General features: G+C 49.1%; 17 protein-coding genes. 3 read left to right on the forward strand and 14 right to left on the reverse strand.

Features of this window, described 5'->3' with window-relative positions; all coding sequences use genetic code 11:
- Positions 1-116 precede the first annotated feature (116 nt).
- The 11 genes from gyrA to UCI88_RS00215 all read right to left on the reverse strand — a co-directional run bounded on the left by gyrA (position 117) and on the right by UCI88_RS00215 (position 14,226).
- Positions 117-2,597 (reverse strand): DNA gyrase subunit A, encoded by a 2,481-nt coding sequence (gyrA, locus tag UCI88_RS00170; protein WP_065360361.1) that lies wholly within the window; start codon positions 2,595-2,597, stop codon positions 117-119.
- 200 nt (positions 2,598-2,797) lie between these two features.
- Positions 2,798-4,141, reverse strand: coding sequence for an acetyl-CoA hydrolase/transferase family protein (locus tag UCI88_RS00175; RefSeq protein WP_044502835.1), 1,344 nt, complete (start codon positions 4,139-4,141; stop codon positions 2,798-2,800).
- Between the two features lie 208 nt (positions 4,142-4,349).
- Positions 4,350-4,598: a DUF4160 domain-containing protein gene (locus UCI88_RS11405; protein WP_368042863.1), complete on the reverse strand. Its 249-nt coding sequence runs from the start codon at positions 4,596-4,598 to the stop codon at positions 4,350-4,352.
- Between the two features lie 193 nt (positions 4,599-4,791).
- Positions 4,792-5,904, reverse strand: coding sequence for a transposase (locus UCI88_RS00180; protein ID WP_256180215.1), 1,113 nt, complete (start codon positions 5,902-5,904; stop codon positions 4,792-4,794).
- A 5-nt stretch (positions 5,905-5,909) separates the two neighbouring features.
- Positions 5,910-6,305, reverse strand: coding sequence for an IS200/IS605 family transposase (gene tnpA / locus UCI88_RS00185; protein ID WP_044502836.1), 396 nt, complete (start codon positions 6,303-6,305; stop codon positions 5,910-5,912).
- 131 nt (positions 6,306-6,436) lie between these two features.
- Positions 6,437-6,670, reverse strand: a complete 234-nt coding sequence (locus UCI88_RS00190) for a hypothetical protein (RefSeq protein WP_044502837.1) — start codon at positions 6,668-6,670, stop codon at positions 6,437-6,439.
- A 221-nt stretch (positions 6,671-6,891) separates the two neighbouring features.
- Positions 6,892-8,958 (reverse strand): elongation factor G, encoded by a 2,067-nt coding sequence (fusA, locus tag UCI88_RS00195; protein WP_256180216.1) that lies wholly within the window; start codon positions 8,956-8,958, stop codon positions 6,892-6,894.
- 172 nt (positions 8,959-9,130) lie between these two features.
- The gene (locus UCI88_RS00200) at positions 9,131-10,357 is read right to left on the reverse strand and encodes an FprA family A-type flavoprotein (RefSeq protein ID WP_044502839.1); all 1,227 of its coding nucleotides are present in this window, start codon (positions 10,355-10,357) and stop codon (positions 9,131-9,133) included.
- 24 nt (positions 10,358-10,381) lie between these two features.
- Positions 10,382-12,298 (reverse strand): acyl-CoA dehydrogenase family protein, encoded by a 1,917-nt coding sequence (locus tag UCI88_RS11465; protein WP_081651665.1) that lies wholly within the window; start codon positions 12,296-12,298, stop codon positions 10,382-10,384.
- 31 nt (positions 12,299-12,329) lie between these two features.
- Positions 12,330-12,737 carry an RrF2 family transcriptional regulator gene (locus UCI88_RS00210; RefSeq protein ID WP_044502840.1) on the reverse strand — a complete coding sequence of 136 codons (408 nt, stop codon included), beginning with the start codon at positions 12,735-12,737 and terminating at the stop codon, positions 12,330-12,332.
- Between the two features lie 301 nt (positions 12,738-13,038).
- Entirely contained in the window at positions 13,039-14,226 is a 1,188-nt protein-coding gene (locus UCI88_RS00215) for a M20 metallopeptidase family protein (protein ID WP_256180217.1), read from the reverse strand.
- 194 nt (positions 14,227-14,420) lie between these two features.
- On the opposite strand from UCI88_RS00215, the gene UCI88_RS00220 reads away from it, so the two are divergent.
- The gene (locus UCI88_RS00220; protein ID WP_044502842.1) at positions 14,421-15,788 is read left to right on the forward strand and encodes an aminopeptidase; all 1,368 of its coding nucleotides are present in this window, start codon (positions 14,421-14,423) and stop codon (positions 15,786-15,788) included.
- A gap of 116 nt (positions 15,789-15,904) precedes the next feature.
- On the opposite strand, the gene UCI88_RS00225 is transcribed toward UCI88_RS00220, so the two are convergent.
- The gene (locus tag UCI88_RS00225; RefSeq protein ID WP_044502843.1) at positions 15,905-16,459 is read right to left on the reverse strand and encodes a PadR family transcriptional regulator; all 555 of its coding nucleotides are present in this window, start codon (positions 16,457-16,459) and stop codon (positions 15,905-15,907) included.
- Between the two features lie 185 nt (positions 16,460-16,644).
- Between UCI88_RS00225 and UCI88_RS00230 the strand changes: the two genes are divergently transcribed.
- Positions 16,645-17,175 carry a phenolic acid decarboxylase gene (locus UCI88_RS00230; RefSeq protein ID WP_230197978.1) on the forward strand — a complete coding sequence of 177 codons (531 nt, stop codon included), beginning with the start codon at positions 16,645-16,647 and terminating at the stop codon, positions 17,173-17,175.
- 86 nt (positions 17,176-17,261) lie between these two features.
- On the opposite strand, the gene rarD is transcribed toward UCI88_RS00230, so the two are convergent.
- Entirely contained in the window at positions 17,262-18,149 is an 888-nt protein-coding gene (rarD, locus tag UCI88_RS00235; protein ID WP_044502845.1) for an EamA family transporter RarD, read from the reverse strand.
- A gap of 139 nt (positions 18,150-18,288) precedes the next feature.
- Positions 18,289-18,972, reverse strand: a complete 684-nt coding sequence (locus UCI88_RS00240) for a Crp/Fnr family transcriptional regulator (RefSeq protein WP_256180218.1) — start codon at positions 18,970-18,972, stop codon at positions 18,289-18,291.
- 57 nt (positions 18,973-19,029) lie between these two features.
- Between UCI88_RS00240 and UCI88_RS00245 the strand changes: the two genes are divergently transcribed.
- Complete coding sequence (locus UCI88_RS00245; RefSeq protein ID WP_044502847.1) at positions 19,030-19,422, forward strand: TIGR04076 family protein; 393 nt, start codon at positions 19,030-19,032, stop codon at positions 19,420-19,422.
- Positions 19,423-19,444 lie beyond the last annotated feature (22 nt).

The following is a 19,444-nucleotide window of genomic DNA, read 5'->3' on the forward strand; positions in this document are numbered from 1 at the left end:
CCCTGACAGCTTATTCAGTATACTCCCGTGTAAAGGAATTGTCAAGGATATATATAGAAATATTCTATACAAAAAAGGCCGCCCTCAAAGGCGGCCTTTCAGTAATCCTGTTTCGACTATTCTTTAAACAGTTTTGTCTGTTCTTGTTCGTCGTCTTCATCCGTTCCCTCGATAGCAATCGTATCGAGAGCTGCAACCTTGTCGTCGCCTTCCAGTTTCTGGATTTTGACGCCCGACGTATTACGTCCCTTCTTAATACCAATGCTTTCGATATCGGTCCGGATAACGATGCCGTTGGACGTAATGAGCATCAGTTCTTGACCTTCGTGAACGACTTCGACGCCGACGATGTCGCCGGTTTTCGGGGTAATCTTGAAGTTCTTGATGCCCTTTCCGCCGCGAAGCTGAACTTTATAGGCATCGACGTTATTGCGCTTGCCGAAGCCTTCTTCACTAACCGTCAGAACTTGGCAGTCTTCCGCCAAGACATCGGCACCGATGACCATATCCCCTTCAGCCAAGGTAATACCGCGGACACCGCGGGTATTGCGGCCCATGGGACGGACATCGTTTTCATTAAAGCAGATGGCCATACCCAGTTTCGTTGCCAAAATAATGGTCTGGTCGCCATTGGTCAGGCGAACCTTCGCCAAATGATCCCCTTCCATGAGGGAGATGGCGATGAGGCCGTTGCGACGGACATTCTTAAATTCGTGAAGGACGGTTTTCTTGACCAAGCCTTTTTCCGTTACCATAAAGAGGTTCATCGACGGATCAACCTGATCGAGGTCGATGAGGGCGTTGACCTTTTCTCCGTTGGACAGGGGCAGGATGTTGATGGCAGCCATCCCCTTAGAATTACGGCTGTTGGCTTCCGGAATTTCATAGGACTTCAAGCGATAGACACGGCCGAAGTTGGTAAAGAACAAGACCGTATTCCACGCCGACGTGTAGAGCAGGTGGTTAACTGCATCTTCATCTTTCGTCCCCATGCCCTTGATGCCGCGGCCGCCTTTATTCTGCGTATGGTATACATTGGCGTTGATACGCTTCATGTATCCCCGACGCGTCAGGGTCAGAACCATGCGTTCATTAGGAATCATGTCTTCGATGGAAAAATCAGAGGCATCGGCAACGATTTCCGTACGCCGTTTATCCCCAAATTTCTTCTTGGCATCGAGGAGTTCCGTTTTTACGATTTCCATGACTTTATGTTCATCGGCTAAAACGCTGCGGAGGTAAGCAATGCGTTCTTCCAGTTCCTTATATTCTTCTTCGATTTTTTCGCGTTCGAGACCGGTCAGGCGGCGCAGACGCATATCGAGGATAGCAACTGCCTGTTTTTCACTAAGGCCGAACTTGGACATGAGGGACGTCTTGGCCACTTCATCCGTTGCCGATTCACGAATGGTCTTAATGACTTCATCGATATGGTCGAGGGCGATGAGCAGACCTTCTAAGATGTGAGCGCGGGCCAAAGCCTTATCGAGTTCAAACCGGCAGCGGCGCGTGATGACATTCTTCTGATGATCCAAATAGTAGGTCAAGATCTGTTTCAGCGTCAAGACCCGCGGATGACCGTCGACGAGAGCCAGCATGATGACGCCGAACGTTTCCTGGAGTTGAGTGTGTTTATACAGCTTGTTCAGGACAATATCCGGGTTAACATCGGCGCGGAGCTCGATGACGATGCGCATCCCTTTGCGGTCCGATTCATCGCGAAGAGCCGTAATTCCGTCGATTTCCTTATTGCGGGACAAGTCGGCAATGGATTCAATGACCCGGGCCTTATTGACCTGGTACGGAATTTCTGTAACGACGATACGATTCTTCCCCTTATTCATCGGTTCGATGGAAGCGCAGGAACGCATCTTGATACTGCCGCGGCCCGTCGAATAAGCTTTGACGATGCCGTCACGACCCATGATTTTAGCCCCGGTCGGAAAATCAGGGCCTTTGACCTTGGTCATGATTTCTTCCAGACTGGAATCCGGGTTGTCGATAAGCTGAACACAACCATCGACGACTTCACTTAAATTATGGGGCGGAATGTTGGTCGCCATGCCGACGGCAATCCCAGCCGAGCCGTTTACTAAGAGGTTCGGGATTTTTGACGGCAAGACCGTCGGTTCCTGCATAGAGCCGTCGTAGTTGGGCATGAAATCGACCGTTTCCTTGTCGATATCTTCCAGCATTTCTCCCGTAATCTTTGCCATACGGACTTCAGTATAACGCATGGCTGCCGCCGAGTCACCGTCGACAGAACCGAAGTTGCCGTGACCATCGACGAGGGGGTACCGTGTCGAAAAATCCTGGGCCAAGCGGACGGTCGCATCATAGACGGAGATGTCCCCGTGGGGGTGATACTTACCTAAAACTTCACCGACAATACGGGCCGATTTCTTATACGGTTTGTTCGGCGTCATGCCCGCTTCATGCATGGCGTAGAGAATTCGCCGGTGAACCGGCTTCAACCCATCGCGTACATCCGGCAAGGCACGAGTGATGATGACACTCATGGCATAGTCGATGTACGACGTCTGCATTTCACTTTCCAGACAAACCGGCACAATCTTATCTACTTGTTGTTCGTCCACAAATTTCACCTCATATACAAACTGAAAATAACTGCCGGCCAAAAGAGGTCCTGCAGTCCGAATCTGTTTTGCTATACTGCCCTTCAAAATGGGCGCATACCATTATATTATAGCAAAGTTTTATTGTTTTTAATAGTCCGGCGCTAAGATTCAGCATTACAAAAGGCCGCCCAAATGGACGGCCTGTAAATTTAAAGGTTTTATTTTTTATTGCTGTAGCGCCAAATTTTCATTTTTTCGGCTTCTTTGATGAGGTCTTCCCGGAAGTCAGGATGAGCAATGCTGATCAGGCGTTCTGCCCGTTCCCACGTCGAAGCCCCCATGAGGTTGACCATGCCGTATTCGGTAACGACAAAGTTGATCTGGGACCGCGGGTCGGTAACGGTCGTTCCCGGAGCGAGGGTCGGCAGGATACGCGATTCATCGCGGCCGGTCTTCTTATTGTGGAAGGTCGAGCGAAGGGCGATGATGCTCTTGCCGCCCGGCGAACGATAAGCGCCGTCCGTAAAGTCAAGCTGTCCGCCGCTGCCGCTGATCTGCTGCGTTCCCGACGATTCGGAAGAAACCTGGCCGAAGAGGTCGACTTCGATACAGTTATTGATAGAGATGAAGTTATCCATCTGGGCGATAACGAAAGGATCGTTGATGACGTCTACCGGGTAAGCTGCCAAGTACGGGTTATCATCCATCCAGTCATAGAGGTCCTGCGTGCCGAGGGCAAAGGACCAGCTTACCTTATTGGGGCAAAAAGCCTTGCGGCGGTTAGTCAGCTGACCGTTCTTATACATCAGATAGAAGGCGTCGACAAGCATTTCCGTGTGAACACCCAAATCCTTCAAGTCCGATTCAGACAAGAGGGCGCCGATCGTATTCGGCAGGCTGCCGATGCCCAGCTGCAGGGTCGCACCGTTAGGAACCTGTTCAACGATCATTTTGGCAATGGTAGCATCGATATCGTCCCCCGTGGCAAAGGGAATCGTTGCCAACGGATGATTGCCGTATTCGACGATGCCGTCGATGTCGCTGATGTGGATGCATTCACCGCGGCCGCCGAGGACGCGAGGCATAGCTTCATTGACTTCGACGATGACTTTCTTAGCCTTCTGGGTAATCGCTTCCGTTGCCGATACAGCCAGGCCGAAGTTGAAGAACCCGTGTTTATCCATAGGGCCGACCGTGATGAGGGCCACGTCGACGTCAAGGAGGTCACGGTACATGGACGGTTTATTGCGATAGCACATGGGGATGAAGTTCATCTGGCCGAGTGCGCATTTTTTCCGGTCATAGCCGCCCATATGCCAGTTCATGGCCGTAAAGGCTTTGCGGTCCGGATCCTGTTCAATGATTTGACGGGGAGCGACGGAAAGACACATGCGGACTTTTACGTCCTGCAGTTCGTCCCGCCGGGCTGCCAAGGCCTGGTCGAGGAGAACCGGCTGGGTCGTACCCATACCGTAATCTACCCAGTCGCCCGATTTTACGACTTTAACCGCCTCTTCAGGGGTCATCAATTTTTGTTTGTACATGTCTGTCCATTGAGACATAGAAATCACCCTTTCCATAGTATCTATACGAATTGCATAGTACGACGTTTTACGTTTACTTATAGTCATATTATACGCCGCACAGCCAGTCGTTACAAGCGTTACAGTAAAGTATCACATGCTAATTACGCATAGTTGTCCCGGATACTGCCATGGAGACAGAATTTGTACACACAAAAAAATAGGTTCACAATATGCGAGCCTATTTTTAGCAGTAAAAAGTGATTTCTTCAAAATGTTCTATCCACCTTTTTACGATTAACTTGTGATTTGCTTCAATACTTCTTAATAAAAAGTTCAAAGCCGATTTCGGAATCCTAGAATTATTATTACACAATAGTGCCCCACCTTTACTCGTAATCCAAATTTTTGTCGCATTTTTGGCAGGAGTTCCCTCTGCAATATGAACATGTATAGGTTCCATAGGGTAGTTTTCATTCGACCAAAAATAAATCACATAGGGACCGATTCTAAATAAAGGTTATGAATACCGCCTTCAGCGGCTAATTGCATAAGTGAACGTACTTCCGCCTAAAAGGCGGGAGCTTCCTGATTCTACGAGAACAGCGCTGCAGCTCCGAAGAACTACGCGTCTTACACACTCTCCACAGGCGTAGATTCCCGTGCGACCCACGGTATATATCTGAAGCTCAAGCTAGCACTATACATTTTGCTTCTTCGCGAATGTTTATGGCAGCATTCTTATCACGATGATGATGTATCCCACATTCCGAACACGTCCACTCGCGAACCGATAAGTCTTTTGTATCCGTATTTTGATACCCACAGCGATGACAAATCTGGCTGCTGGGATACCATTTATCGATTTTAACCAGATGTTTTCCCTGCCAGGCAAGCTTATAGGAAAGCATCTGCACAAAAAGACTCCATCCATTATCGGCTACGGATTTGCCGAAGCTGAATTTACGGCCTTTCTTATGTTTGGCCATCGCCTTGAGGGAGATATCTTCGATCCCAATAGCATCATAGCGGCCGACAAGAAAGCGGGATTTCTTGTGCAGAAAATCGCGGCGCTGATTCGCTACTTTCTCATGCAGTACAGCGATTCGTTTTCTTTGTTTCTCGCGATTTTTACTGTCCTTAGCCCTTCGACTCAGGATTCTTTGCGCTTTAGCCAATTTTTTCTCGGCTTTGCGCAGAAAATCAGGATAAGCAGCATCCGGTTCGTCCGAAGCCACGTAAAGACCCTTCATAGCAAAATCCAGTCCCAGAAAACGCTTTGGTATTATGGGGAGCACTTGATTTTCGTACTCGACCAATATACTGATATAGTATTTTCCAGCGGGTGTTTTGCGAATAGTAACGGTCTTTATGATACTGTTTGGTATGAGTGGACGATGCTGGCGAAGTTTCACCCAGCCGACTTTTGGCAGTTTGATCTTGCCATCTTCGATACGTACGGACCCCTTCTGGTTATTCGTAGAATATGCGAAGCAGCCGCTCTTTCGGGACTTGAAACGCGGCTTGCCAAAATGCTTCGGATTGTTCCAGAAATTATTGTAGGCCCGATTGAGGTTCAACTGAGCATTGGCTAATGCCAGACTGTCCACTTCCTTGAGCCAGGGATATTCTGCCTTATACTGTGCCGGCGTATTGTTCAGCTTTTTGCCGGTCTTCTGGTAACAGTCTAGGCAGTCATCGAGCATCTTATTGTAGATGAACCGGACACAGCCGAACGTCTTGGCAAACAGGCTTTTTTGTTCGATTGTCGGATACAGACGATAGCGGTAGGCCAGATTCATACGATTCACCGTCCTTGATGTTCGATGTACTTTCGGATGATTTCTATGGGAGCACCGCCAGGGGGCAAAAGGAAAAAACTACGCGACCAGAACATCTCTTTCCAGAGCTTTTGACGGACCTCCGAAAAATCCTTTTTGATGAGTCTGGAGCTGGCACGCTTATAGGCGTTGATGAACTTTGACAGTTCCGTATTCGGATGGCCACGAAATAGGATATGTACATGATCTTGGTCATGATTCCATTCTTCCAAGGTGATATGATAAGAAGCACCGATTCTCACAAAAATATCCTTTGAAAACTGACTCAGGGATTCGGAAAACACCTTGCGTCGATATTTCACGAATAAGACCAAATGGTAATGAAGCAAGAATACTGAATGATTATTATTGTCTAATTCCATGATATATCACCACCTTATGCCTTATACGACTGATGACATCATAGAATGACACTGCAGCCAATCTGTCTGGCTCCATTACTTGCGTAAATTCGCCAGACCCGCGTTAATCCCCTACCTTAAGAGGTAGGGGATTAACGCGGAGAGATTAAATGCGAATTATCGTGAACGAAAGCATCCCATTCCTTGATATCAGACTCTGAATATCCTTGAATATCCTGCCATTTATAGTTGGGCAGGATGCAAGTTGCATGATTAAAACCTCCATTACACGGTGTTTCAATATACACTTTTACGGTTCCGTCTCCCTGGATTGACGAATGCGTAATCTCCGTATCGTCCGCCAAAGTCATGTAAGGGTACATCATAAGCGTTCCTCCCTGATATTAATGTTTATTTTTATTATATCACACCCGGCCTCATTAGAATCAACTTACGAACATACCATCTCCTACATGATGATATGTTCAAGTGCAGGGACAGTCACAAGTCACTGCGCCTATAGCGATTGAGTAGAAAAAAGGCACTGCCCGAAAGAAATTCTCCCGGCAGTGCCCCCTTTTACCATATAGCAAGATAGGCTTCCGTTCTATTCGGCCTGTCTCTTTTCAATGATTTCATCCATGATTTTTTTCGGTACTTCTTCATAGGCATAGAATTCCATATTGAAGGTACCCTTGCCCTGGGTCATGGAGCGAAGAACCGTTACGTAATCCCGCATTTCAGCCAAGGGAACCTGTGCCTTTACGACGATGATGCCCTTGCGGTTACGATGGTGTTCCATACCGAGGATTCGGCCGCGGCGGCTGCTGAAGTCGCCCATGACATCGCCCATATAGTCTTCAGGGATGACGACGTCGACGTTGTAAATCGGTTCCAAGAGAATCGGTTTAGCTTCCGGTACGGCCTTCTTTAACGCCTGGCCGGCAGCGACCTTAAAGGCCATTTCTGAAGAGTCGACCGGGTGATAGGAACCATCCGTCAGAGTGACTTTGACATTGATCATCGGGAAGCCGGCAATAAGTCCCTTTTCCAAGGTTTCACGAACACCTTTTTCAACGGCCGGAATGTACTGTCTCGGGACGGCGCCGCCAAAAATCTTATCGACGAATTCAAAGGGTTCACCCGTCGTGAGCGGTTCGATATCGAGGAATACGTGACCGAACTGACCGTGACCGCCACTCTGTTTCTTATGTTTGCCTTCGGCCGTCGCCTTTTCCTTAATCGTTTCCCGATAAGGAATGTACAGTTCTTCCTGTTTCGCTTTCACACCGTATTTCCGTTCAATCTTGATGAGGATGTGATCGAGGTGGACGTCGCCCATGCAGCGAACGATGAGCTGTTTTCCTTCTACGCTCTTGTCGATGGTGCATGTCGGATCTTCTTCACTGATCCGCAAGAGGGCGTTCATCAATTTTTCTTCTTCGCCTTTCTTTTCCGGAACCAGGGCTACCGTATGGAGCGGGTTGGGGAAACGAATGGGATCATAGGTCACTTGGAAATCAGGAGATGCAAAGGTATCGCCGGTACGGGCATGAGCCAGTTTCGGCAGGACAACGATATCGCCGGCAACAGCAACGGGAACGGGAATCGGTTCCTTACCGACCAAGGTCAGTACCTTGCCCATCTTTTCGTCTTCGCCCTGGGTTACGTTATAGAGCCGGTCGCCTTCTTTGAGTTCGCCCGAGAAAATGCGGACATAGCTGAGCTTTCCAGCAAAGGGATCGACGACGGTTTTAAATACGAAAGCCGTAAAGGGTTTATTGGGATATACCATGACCGGTTCTTCCGTCTTCTTATCGGTCCCCATCATGACCTTCTGCGAAGCATCGGGCATGTAGGTAATGATACGGCGCAGGAGTTCAGCCGTACCGATATGGTGGATAGCACTGCCGCACATCAGCGGGCAGACGCGGCCCGTAAGCATCCCTTGATAGAGTCCCTTGCGGAGTTCCTCGATGGTCAGTTCATCGCCGTTGAGGTATTTTTCCAACAGTTCATCGTCGCCTTCCGCAGCGGCTTCCATGCACATTTCACGCACTTCACGAGCCTTGGCCATGTATTCCGGCGGAACTTTAATTTCCGTGCATTGTCCGTTATTCCATTCCCAGGCGACCATTTTGCAAACGTCGATAATTCCGCGGAAATCTTTACCTTCACCGATCGGAATCTGAAGAGGCATGATGGATTTACCGAATACGGAGCGCAGTTTTTCCAAGCAGCCAAAAAAGTCAGCGTGTTCTACATCCATCTTATTGACATAGACCATGCGCGGCAGTTTCAATTCGAGACCGTAGTCCCAAGCCCGTTCGGTATCCATTTCGACGCCCGATTCTGCCGATACGACCAACAGAATGCCGTCACTGGCTCTAAGGGCAGCGCGAACTTCACCGCAAAATTCAGAGTACCCCGGCGTATCGAGGAAATTCAGTTTATAGCCTTCCCATTCGCAAGGTGCAATACTGAGCTGAATCGTTACGTTACGCTTAATTTCTTCCGGTTCATAATCCATAATATGCTTGTTGTCTTTACCGACGCCGACGGCATCGACGGCGCCGCAGGCCAGCAGTAACGATTCAACAACCGCCGTTTTGCCGGCGCCATCGTGCGAAAGTACAGCAACGTTGCGAATTTTATCACTTGTGTATTCTTTCATAAAACAATCGCCTCCTATGGAATCAGTTACTATTATATATTCGCTGTCAGGCAGGCAGATTCCTTTTTTCTCTTGCATTTTTTTAAAAATTATTATGCAATTTTTAAAAACATAAAAAAATTGGACCCGGAATAGAATCCGAGCCCAATCTTAGGGAAGAGAAAGAGTATGATTATTTTACGTCAGTGTTGTTAATGCTTTCGACCAAAGCGTCAGCTAAGTGTTCCAGTTCTACCGCTTTGTCGTCATGCATGGCCGAAGCGAGGGACAGGCGTTCATTGAGGATGGTCATGTTGGAAAGGTTATTGTCAATGAATTCCTGCATCAAATCGCCGGATTTTACAGCCCAAGAGCCGTTTTCGATCAAGGCAATCGTCCGATTCTGTACGTGAAGAGCCTTCATGTGTTCGAGGAAGTCCAGCATGACCGGATAGATGCCCAGGTTATACGTTACCGAAGCCAGTACCAAGTGAGAGAGCTTAAAGGACTGGGAAATCAATTCCGAAACGTGAGTTGAAGAAACGTCGCAGATCCGGATATTGGTAACGCCCTTTTCGCAAAGTCTCGAAGCCAAGTTCTGAGCAGCAGCTTCCGTGTTGCCGTACATCGAAGAGTAGGCAATGAGGACGCCTTTTTCTTCCGGTGTATACGTGCTCCAGCGCTGATATTTGTCGAGCAGATAGCCGAAGTCTTTTCTCCAGACCGGACCATGGAGCGGGCAAATGACTTTGATTTTATCCAAGACCGTCGCAGCTTTGCCCAAGAGGTGCTGTACGTGAGGGCCGTATTTGCCGACGATGTTGGTGTAATAACGGCGGGCTTCATCGAGCCAATCGCGGTCGAAGTTGACTTCATCGGCGAACAGTTTGCCGTCAAGAGCGATGAAGGAACCGAAGGCGTCTGCCGAGAAGAGGATGCCGTCGGTGAGGTCGAGGGTGACCATAGCTTCCGGCCAGTGAACCATCGGAGCTTCTACATAGGTTACGGTATGTTTACCGAAGGTCGTCGTGTCGCCTTCCTTGACTTCGATCAATTCCTGGTTATCGATTTTAAAGCCGAACTGACGCATGAGCATGAAGGATTTTTCCGTGCTGATGATTTTAACATTCGGATAACGGAGGACGATTTCTTCCATGCTGGCGCAGTGGTCCGGTTCCATATGGTTAATGACCATGTAATCGAGGTCGCGGCCGTTGAGAACGTGTTCTACGTTTTCTAAGAACTGACGGCAGACAGCCCAGTCAACCGTGTCAAACAATACCGTCTTTTCGTCGAGCAAGAGGTAAGCATTATAAGAAACGCCCAAGGGAATGGGGTGAATATTTTCAAACAAATGTAATCTATGGTCATTAGCACCGACCCAAGAAACATCTTTTGTTACTTTGCGTACGCAATACATAATTTATCGACTCCTTTCGCCGCACTATTCTTGAATAAAATGACTCTTTTCTTCAGCGCATTCCGGGCAAACCCAATCATCAGGCAGGTCCTTGAACAAGGTTCCCGGTGCAATATCAGCTTCTTCATCACCTAATTCAGGAATATAGACATAGCCGCAGCCGTTGCAGACATATTTCGGGCCAATCGGTTCCGGTTTAGGAACGACCGGGCGTTTCATCTTAACCATCGGCGGAGCCGGCTTTTTATCTTCCAGGCCGAGTTCCTGTGCTAAGAGCGGCAGGATTTCCTGAACGTCGCCGACGATACCGTAGTCGCAGTTTTTAAAGATCGGAGCGTTGCCGTTTTTATTGATAGCTACAATTGTAGATGCATCTTTGATGCCTTTCAAATGCTGTTTCGCACCGGAAATACCGCAGGCAATGTATAAGTTGCCCGTGAACTTCTGGCCGGACATGCCGACATAGCGATTGAGCGGTACATAGCGGAGGGTTTCAGCAACCGGACGGGACGAGCCGATAGCAGCCCCGGCAGCCTTTGCCAAATCTTCGATAAGCTTCATGTTTTCTTTTTTCCCAATGCCCTTGCCAGCTGAGACAACACGTTCTGCCTCAACAATAGGCGTATCTGCTGCAATACCGACGGAGAAGTCATATCCGTCATGTCTGAGGGCGTCTGCGAGGGCTTTGACTTTGTCTTTTGCGCTTCCGTCGCGAAACAACTGGTTTTTACGGATCCCCGTAACCGGAGCTGCTTTCTTCGGAGCCGAGCTGCGGCCGGCACCACCATCTGCTTTGCCGATTTTGCCCAACAAGTGAGCAGCAATGACGACGCGCTGAATTTCATTGGTACCTTCATAGATCGTCGTGATCTTAGCATCGCGGTAAGCACGTTCGACGTCCATGCCTTTCAAGAAGCCGGAGCCGCCGAAGATCTGAAGGGCTTCGTTGGTGATTTCGATGGCCGAATCCGAAGCGTACATCTTAGCCATAGCCGCTTCCATGCTGTACGGTTCGTGTTTTTCTTTTAATTCAGCTGCCGAATAAATCAGGTAACGGGAAGCGCGCAGCTTCGTTGCCATATCTGCCAATTTAAAGGAAATGCCCTGGTGAATGCCGATAGGCTGACCGAACTGGATACGTTCTTTGGCATAGTCAAGTGCACTTTCATAAGCGCCCTGAGCGATACCCAGTGCCTGAGCACCGATACCGATACGGCCGCCGTCGAGAGTTGCCATAGCGATCTTGAAGCCCTGGCCTTCTTTGCCGAGCAGGTTTTCTTTCGGAACTTTGACGTCATTGAAAATCAATTCTGCCGTCGAAGACGAGCGAATACCTAATTTATCGTAATGGTCGCCGAAGCTGAAGCCTTCCCAGCCTTTTTCTACGATGAAGGCCGAAATGCCTTTGGTGCCGATATCCGGAGTCGTAACAGCGAAGACGACATAAATATCAGCTTTCGGAGCATTGGTGATGAAGATCTTACCGCCGTTGAGCAGGTAGTAGTCCCCTTTATCGACAGCCGTCGTTTCCGTACCGCCGGCATCGGAACCTGCATTTTCTTCAGTCAAACCGAAGGCGCCCAGTTTTTCCCCTTTTGCTAAAGGAACCAAGTATTTTTTCTTCTGTTCTTCATTCCCGAAGGCTGCGATCGGATACGTGCCCAACGAGGTGTGAGCCGACAGGATAACGCCGACACCGCCGTCAACGCGGGAGAATTCTTCAACAGCAATGGCATAGCTGGTGACATCGAGGCCTGCACCGCCGTATTCCTTCGGATACGGGAGACCCATCCAGCCATGTTTGCCCATAGCCTTTACGATTTCATCCGGAAATTCATTGTTCTGGTCCAGCGAAAAGGCGATCGGTTTTACTTCCGCTTCCGCAAATTTGCGGATCTCTTTTCGTAAGGCTTCATGTTCGGCAGTTGTTTGAAACAGCATATCATACTCCTCCTTTATGGATACAACTTGATTAACTATTCTTTCCTATGATTTCCCACAGGCTTTTTGCACGCAGCTTTTGATTGATTTCTTCTTGAACGACGCACAAGTTCAAGTGGATTTTGCAAATCCCGTGAGTCCTGCGCCATTCACAATCATACGAACCCTGCATGCATGCCGTTACATGGGCATCACCCTCCATAATCGTAATCAGGTCATAGAGGCTGACGTTCTTTAAATCTTCGACTAAGTGGCAACCACCTCCCGGTCCTCTGGAAAGCTTAACAAGCCCAGCTTGCGATAGTTTTTTTAGGATCTTGTAAGTAAATGCCTGCGGAACCTGTTCATCTTCGGCCAGCGAACGCACACTATGCTGTTTTTCGTCCGTCAAGGCACGCAACATCCGCAACGCATAATCCGTTTGCCGATTCATAAACATAAAAAGCACTCCGTATTCGTAATTAGTATTTGTAATTCTTGCCTCTATCATATTTTTTTGGACAAAAAAAGTCAAGAGTTATGGGTATGCTAAAAAATTAAGATGTAGCCTACATCTATGAGTATTCTTAAAAGATTGAAACTTTATCACTGATAACCATTATTATTATTTCTTAGTGACACTATAGCCATCCCCTTTCCCCTAAAAGGTAAAAAAATAATTCTTTCTAAAAAAGAAAAGAATTATGCAAAAAAAGAGATCTCCTGTGACTGCTAGTCATAGGAGACCTTTACGTTATATTTTATGCCGTTTTTGCAAGTACTAAGGATACCATGATTTCGACACCGATGGGCAGGCATTTTTCATCGACGGCAAAATGTGTATTGTGCAGGGGATAGACCGTCTGCCCCTGGGGCGTCGCACCGAGCCAGAAAAAGCCCCCGTCAAAGTGCTGCAGGTATCCTGAAAAATCTTCAGCCGTCATAGCCGGTTCCTGAACATCCGCCAATCCTTCGTCTCCCAGACACTGACGGACGACGCCGGCAATAAAATCGGCCTGAGCCGGCGTATTGCGGACAGCTGCATAGCCCCGTTCGTAATAAAGGGTGCTTTCCGTCCCGTACATGGCGTCCATGCCCTTCAGTGTATCCTGAAGATACGTTTCGACAGCATCTTGTGCTTCTTCATGATAGGTCCGGCAAGTCCCTTCAATTTCCACGGTGTCGGCAACGACGTTGTACCGCGTACCGCCGGTGATCTTACCGAAGGTCAAGACCGCCGGATACAATGGATTTACCCGACGGCTGACGATGGTCTGGGCCGCGGTCAGGAACTGAGCTGCCGCAACGATGGTATCTACCCCTTTATGAGGCATGGCGGCGTGACTGGTCTTGCCTTTCATGACGATGCGAATGTGATCCGATGCAGCCATCATCGGCCCCGGCAAGACGCCAATAGCACCGCTGGGCAAGGTCGGCCAGACGTGGAGGCCGTAGACGGCGTCGATGCCGTCGAGAGCCCCGGACGCAATCAACCCCTTAGCACCGCCGACAGGTGATTTTTCTTCAGACGGCTGGCAAATGAAGACGACCGTCCCCGAAAGGTCGTCCTTTATCCGGCTCAGCACTTCCGCTGCCCCGAGGAGAATGCTCATGTGGCCGTCGTGGCCGCAGGCATGCATCTTGCCGGGAGACTTCGACGCAAAGGGAAGTCCCGTTTCTTCCGTCATCGGCAAGGCGTCCATATCGGCCCGCAAAGCGATGACCGGGCCCGGCTTTCCCCCTTTTAAATAGCCCAAAACAGCCGTCGTACCGGCGACGTGTTCCTCGACCTCCACGCCGAAAGAGCGGAGTTTTTCCGCCATAAAGGCCGCCGTATTCACTTCTTCACCGGATAGCTCTGGATTTTCATGAATATGACGCCGCATGGCAATAATATCCGGCGTAACTTCGTTTATTATCTTCTTTATACCCCTCTTATCCATCATCATAAATCCCCCTATTTATGAATTATTATTTATAAAATATGGTTAATAATACCACCTTTTTTATAATAATACAATAGTTTCTTTTATTTTATTCAGTAAAGAATAGTATGCATCCGGGGATAAGCTTTCAATACCCGCGACAAAGTGGACTGATTTGGAGTATAATAGACCATAATATGTTTAAAGGAGGATCAATCATGAAAGCATTTGATACTGAAAACAGTGCCTGGTCCCGCTTTTCAGCCGAACAGCGCTACCAGATGGAAACGTACAGCAACCAATACCGTCAATTTCTCGACACAGCCCGGACGGAACGCCTGGCCAACAAGGAAATACTCCGCCAAGCCAGGGAAGCCGGCTTTAAGCCCCTCAGCGACTATACCAGCCTCAAGGCCGGCGATAAAGTCTATTGGGACCAAAAGGGAAAATCGGTCATCTTAGCCGTCATCGGCTCCTCGCCCATTGCAGAAGGCCTCAAGATTGTCGGCTCCCACATTGACTGCCCCCGCCTCGACGTCAAGGCGATTCCGGTCATTGAACAGGATAAAATCGTCTACTTAAAAACCCATTATTACGGCGGCGTCCTGAAGTACCAGTGGGTCTGCATGCCTCTCTCCCTCATCGGCGTCGTCTATAAGGCAGATGGAACGCGAATCGACGTCTCCATCGGTGAAGATCCTAACGATCCCGTCCTCTTCATCAATGACCTCCTGCCCCATCTCGGCAAGGATCAGGCCGCAAAAAAACTGAGCGAAGCCATCAGCGGTGAAATGCTCATGCCCCTCGTCGGCATTCACACGGAAGAAGAAAAGACGAAACCGGCCATCTTGACCCTCTTAAAAGAAAAATACGACATCGAAGAAGAAGACTTCACCAGTGCTGAACTGGAAATCATCCCGGCCGTCAAGAGCCGCGACGTCGGTCTCGACCGCTCGATGATCATGTCCCACGGTCACGACGACCGCGTCTGCTCCTATGCCAACCTGGCCGCTATCCTCGATGCCAAGGCCGGCGAAAAGACACAGGTCGCCCTCTTCGCCGATAAAGAAGAAATCGGCTCCGTCGGCAACACCGGCGTCCAGTCCTCGTACTTCCCGGACTTCATTGCCGAACTCCTGGCCCTTCAAAATCATCCGGAAGAAATCTGGCTGCGCCGGACGATGCGCAACAGTGAAGTCTTGTCGGCCGACGTCTCGGCCGCCTTCGATCCCGTCTTTGCCGACGCCTACGAAAAGCAAAACTCGGCCCAATTAGGCTACGGCATCTGCCTGTGCAAATACACCGGCGCCCGCGGCAAGGGCGGCAGCAACGATGCCAACGCCGAATTCATGGCTAAGATCCGCAGCATCTTCAACGAAAACGAAGTGCCCTGGCAGGTCGGCGAACTCGGCAAAGTCGACCAGGGCGGCGGCGGAACCATCGCCTACATCATGGCCGACTGGGGCTGCGACGTCGTCGACTGCGGCGTTGCCATGCACAGCATGCACGCTCCTTTAGAAATCGTGGCCAAGGCCGATGCCTACAGCGGCTACCTCGCCTATAAAGCCTTCTTTGAAAGTAAATAGGCGGCTAACGTAAGAAAAAAACGATATAAAACGAACGCTCCCTACCGTCAGCGATAAAAAATTTGACGGTAGGGAGCGTTTTTTTGGCCCTTCAGGCCCCTCTTTCGTTACGAACCTTATTGATTTTTACCCGGCAGCCGTTTATAAGCCTCATGGAGCCAGGCTAACAGATCTTGTTCGCGGCGAATGGCCCGCTCTAAAATCAAGGCATGGCCGAAGTGAGTCTCTTCCTTTCCTTTTTCGGCAAATAATGCCTTCCAGCGCGACTGCAAATAATCGAGTTTTTCTTCATGGCGCAAAATTTCTTCCTGAAACAACGCCACCAGCAGCGGATTCTCTGACGAATCCATAAAATAGACCTTCATGGCAAATTCGTCTCGCGTCGGCGGCAGCGAACTCAACGATTCCGCCAGCCATTCATTAAATAAGGCTTTCCCGGCCGCCGTAATGGTGTACTTTTTCTTAGTCAGCTTACTGCCGACAACCTCTTCATGACCGATGATGAAGCCGTCCTGTTCCATGCGACTGAGCTCCGGATAGATTTGGCTGTGATTGGAGTACCAAAAATCACCGATTTCGCCTTCAAAGGCTTTCTTTATATCATAGCCCGCCAGGGGCTCCTTTGACAGTAACCCTAAAATGACATATCTCAATGTATTCTTTTGAGCCACGACAGTTCACCTCTTTCAAATTTCGGATGAGTAAAAATAGTTAAACCAAACCTTGACTTTTCCTATTACTAAGTATATCATATGCAGTGTAAACAAACATGTAATTATTTACATGTTATAATTTAAGCATTTATCATACATTGCCCTATCCTTCACAGGGGTTCAAGATACAGGAGGTTATGACCATGGAATTCAAAGAATTAGACGATTTTTTAGGCACCCATTTTATTTACACCTACGATAACGGCTGGGAGTACGAATGGTATGCCAAAAACGACCACACCGTTGATTACCGCATTCACGGCGGCATGGTCGCCGGCCGTTGGGTAACGGACCAGCCGGCCGATATCGTGAAATTGACCGACGGCGTTTTTAAAGTTACCTGGACGGAACCGACCGGCACCGACGTCGCCCTCGATTTCATGCCCAATGAAAAGAAGATGCACGGCACCATTTTCTTCCCGAAATGGGTCGAAGAACATCCGGAAATTACGGTCTGCTACCAAAATGAACATCTCGATCTCATGCATGAATCCCGAGAAAAATACGCCACCTATCCGAAACTGTTAGTCCCGGAATTCGCCACCATTACCTACATTGGCAAGGCCGGCCAAAACAACGAAGACGTCATTGCCGAAGCGCCTTACAAAGGCATGACCGACGATATCCGTGCCGGCCGCTATTTCGACAGCGACTATAAGCGCATCAAAAAATAATATCCGGAATGCAACAGAGACTGTGCATAGAATGTGGATGAAAAGCCTCATTCCGGCACAGCCTCTTTTTTTATGTTGTTATGTTGTTATGTCGTTTGACGAAGACGATGGATGGTTTGATAAATTCCGTACATGTAAAGGGCCACCGCCACCCAGGCAAAGCAGAAGGTCAACAGGAGCGGTTCGGTAATGACTTCGCCGGACAAGACGCCGATAATCAAGGTAATGCTCGGTGAAAAATACATTAAGATGCCGCCCGTCGTCATGGGAATGCCTTTGACACCGGCCGAAAAGAGCATCATCGGAACGGCCGTAACGACGCCTGTCGCCGGCAGGAGCAGCCATTGCCAACCGCTGAATGTGCCTGCCGCACCGATACCATTGGCTTCACTAAAGAGAATAAATGCCAAGGCCAGGGGGACCATGGAAAAGGATTCGATAAAGACCGATACCTGGCTGTCGAGGACGACCTTTTTCTTAATCATACTGTACGTCGCCCAGGTCAGGCAAATGATAAAGGACAGCCAAGGCACGACGCCATAGATAAAAAAGGCCAGGGCCAATCCAAGACCGGCCACAAAGATGGACAGCTTCTGGATAGGCCGCAGTTTTTCCCGGAAAATCAGGCCTCCAAAAAAGACGACGACGATAGGATTGATAAAATAGGCCAGACTTGCTTGCAGAATAAAGCCCCGCGTCGTCGCGTAAATATAAGAACCCCAGTTAAGGGTGATAAAGATACAGGCCCCGGCAATATAAGGCCACTGCCAACGCTCCTTGGCAACGCCTTTCAGGCCCGGCAGGAGATGTTTTTGGAGAATCAAGAAAAAGCAGAATACCGAAGCCCAAATGATTCGCGATGCCAGCGTATACAGCGGCGGCAACTGACGCAAAAGCAGCCAAAAGGCCGGAAGCACGCCCCAAATGACCTGACTCAGAATAAAGTAAACATAATAGATTTTCGTTCCCTTCATGGCACACCTTCTTCCTGACAAAATGATTACACCATCATCTTGCGCTACGAGTCCCCGTTTGTCAACCGTTTTTCCGTCAATAAAATTTCCAGTCTGCGTCATTTGATGTAGAGCCACCTGACCGGAATGATCTATAATGCTAAAAAGACAGGGTCTCACCGGAACAAAGGGCCATGAGTCGTTCGGCATCGATGACAGCAATCTGCTTGCGGCTGGTCGTGATGATGCCGGCCCGGCGAAGTTTGGTCAGGTTCCGGGTGACGTTGATCAGGCTGACGCCGAGGATGTCGGCCAAGTCCTCTTGGGTCAGATTATACAGGTTCTGCCCCTGTTCATCCGCTTCTCGCAAGAGGAGCAGATAGAGGAGGTTGCACAGTTTTACAAGGGAGCTGTTAAACTCTTGGTGAGCGCCGTCGTAAATAAATAGGTTGACATAGGCACTGTACCATTCGATGATATGGTGCCGCAAGACCTCGCTCTCGCCAAACATAGTCTCAAACTGAGCCATCGTAAACTCCAGTGCCTCCACAGGCGTCAATGCTTGGCTTAAAAGAGATTCCTCAATCTTATAATTCCGGTAGTGAAAACCGGGAAATACCGTCCCGCCGGCATGGAAAGAAAGAATTTTCCGATAGCCCATTTCATGCTCCAAGTAGTTTTGGACAACACCCGTTTTTAAATAATGGATGCGCCCATAAGGCTCGCCGGGCTTCCAAAGATAGTCGCCCTTTTCGAAGGCGACCTCCTTATGAGGGCAAGACAGAAAATAGTCTTCTAAATCGCGGAAATCCTCGGCAAAAATATATTTCGGCGTAATAGCCATGTCCTCACCTCGTTTGTCAATCGATTACCCTTATTTTATCAGAAAAGGAGACCTATCATGAAGCACAAAGTAAAAGTTACTATCCTCGACAAAAAACTATATCCCGAACTCCAGCAGCAGTACTGTGCCGATCCCAATTCCGGTGCCTGTCCCTGCTACCACGTCGGCGACGAGTACATCTTCGAACGAAATGAAGAAAACGACTCCTTCTGGCGCATGGGCCTCGATACCTTAGTGACCTCTCACGGTAATCCGGACACGACGGCCGGCGGCCCGAAGATTCCCCATTGCTCCGAAGCCTGGGATGCCATCTCCCGCTATATCTACGCCGGCCTACAAGGCGGATCGATCATGAAGGGCTGGATGAAGGAAGAAAACACGATGATTGCCTGCTGCAGCGACGGCACCAGACCGGTCCTCTTCAAGATTGAACGGATTGACGAAGAATAAACGATCTACATGGCGTCGCAAA

Source organism: Megasphaera massiliensis (assembly GCF_036305205.1).
GTDB lineage: Bacteria > Bacillota > Negativicutes > Veillonellales > Megasphaeraceae > Megasphaera > Megasphaera massiliensis.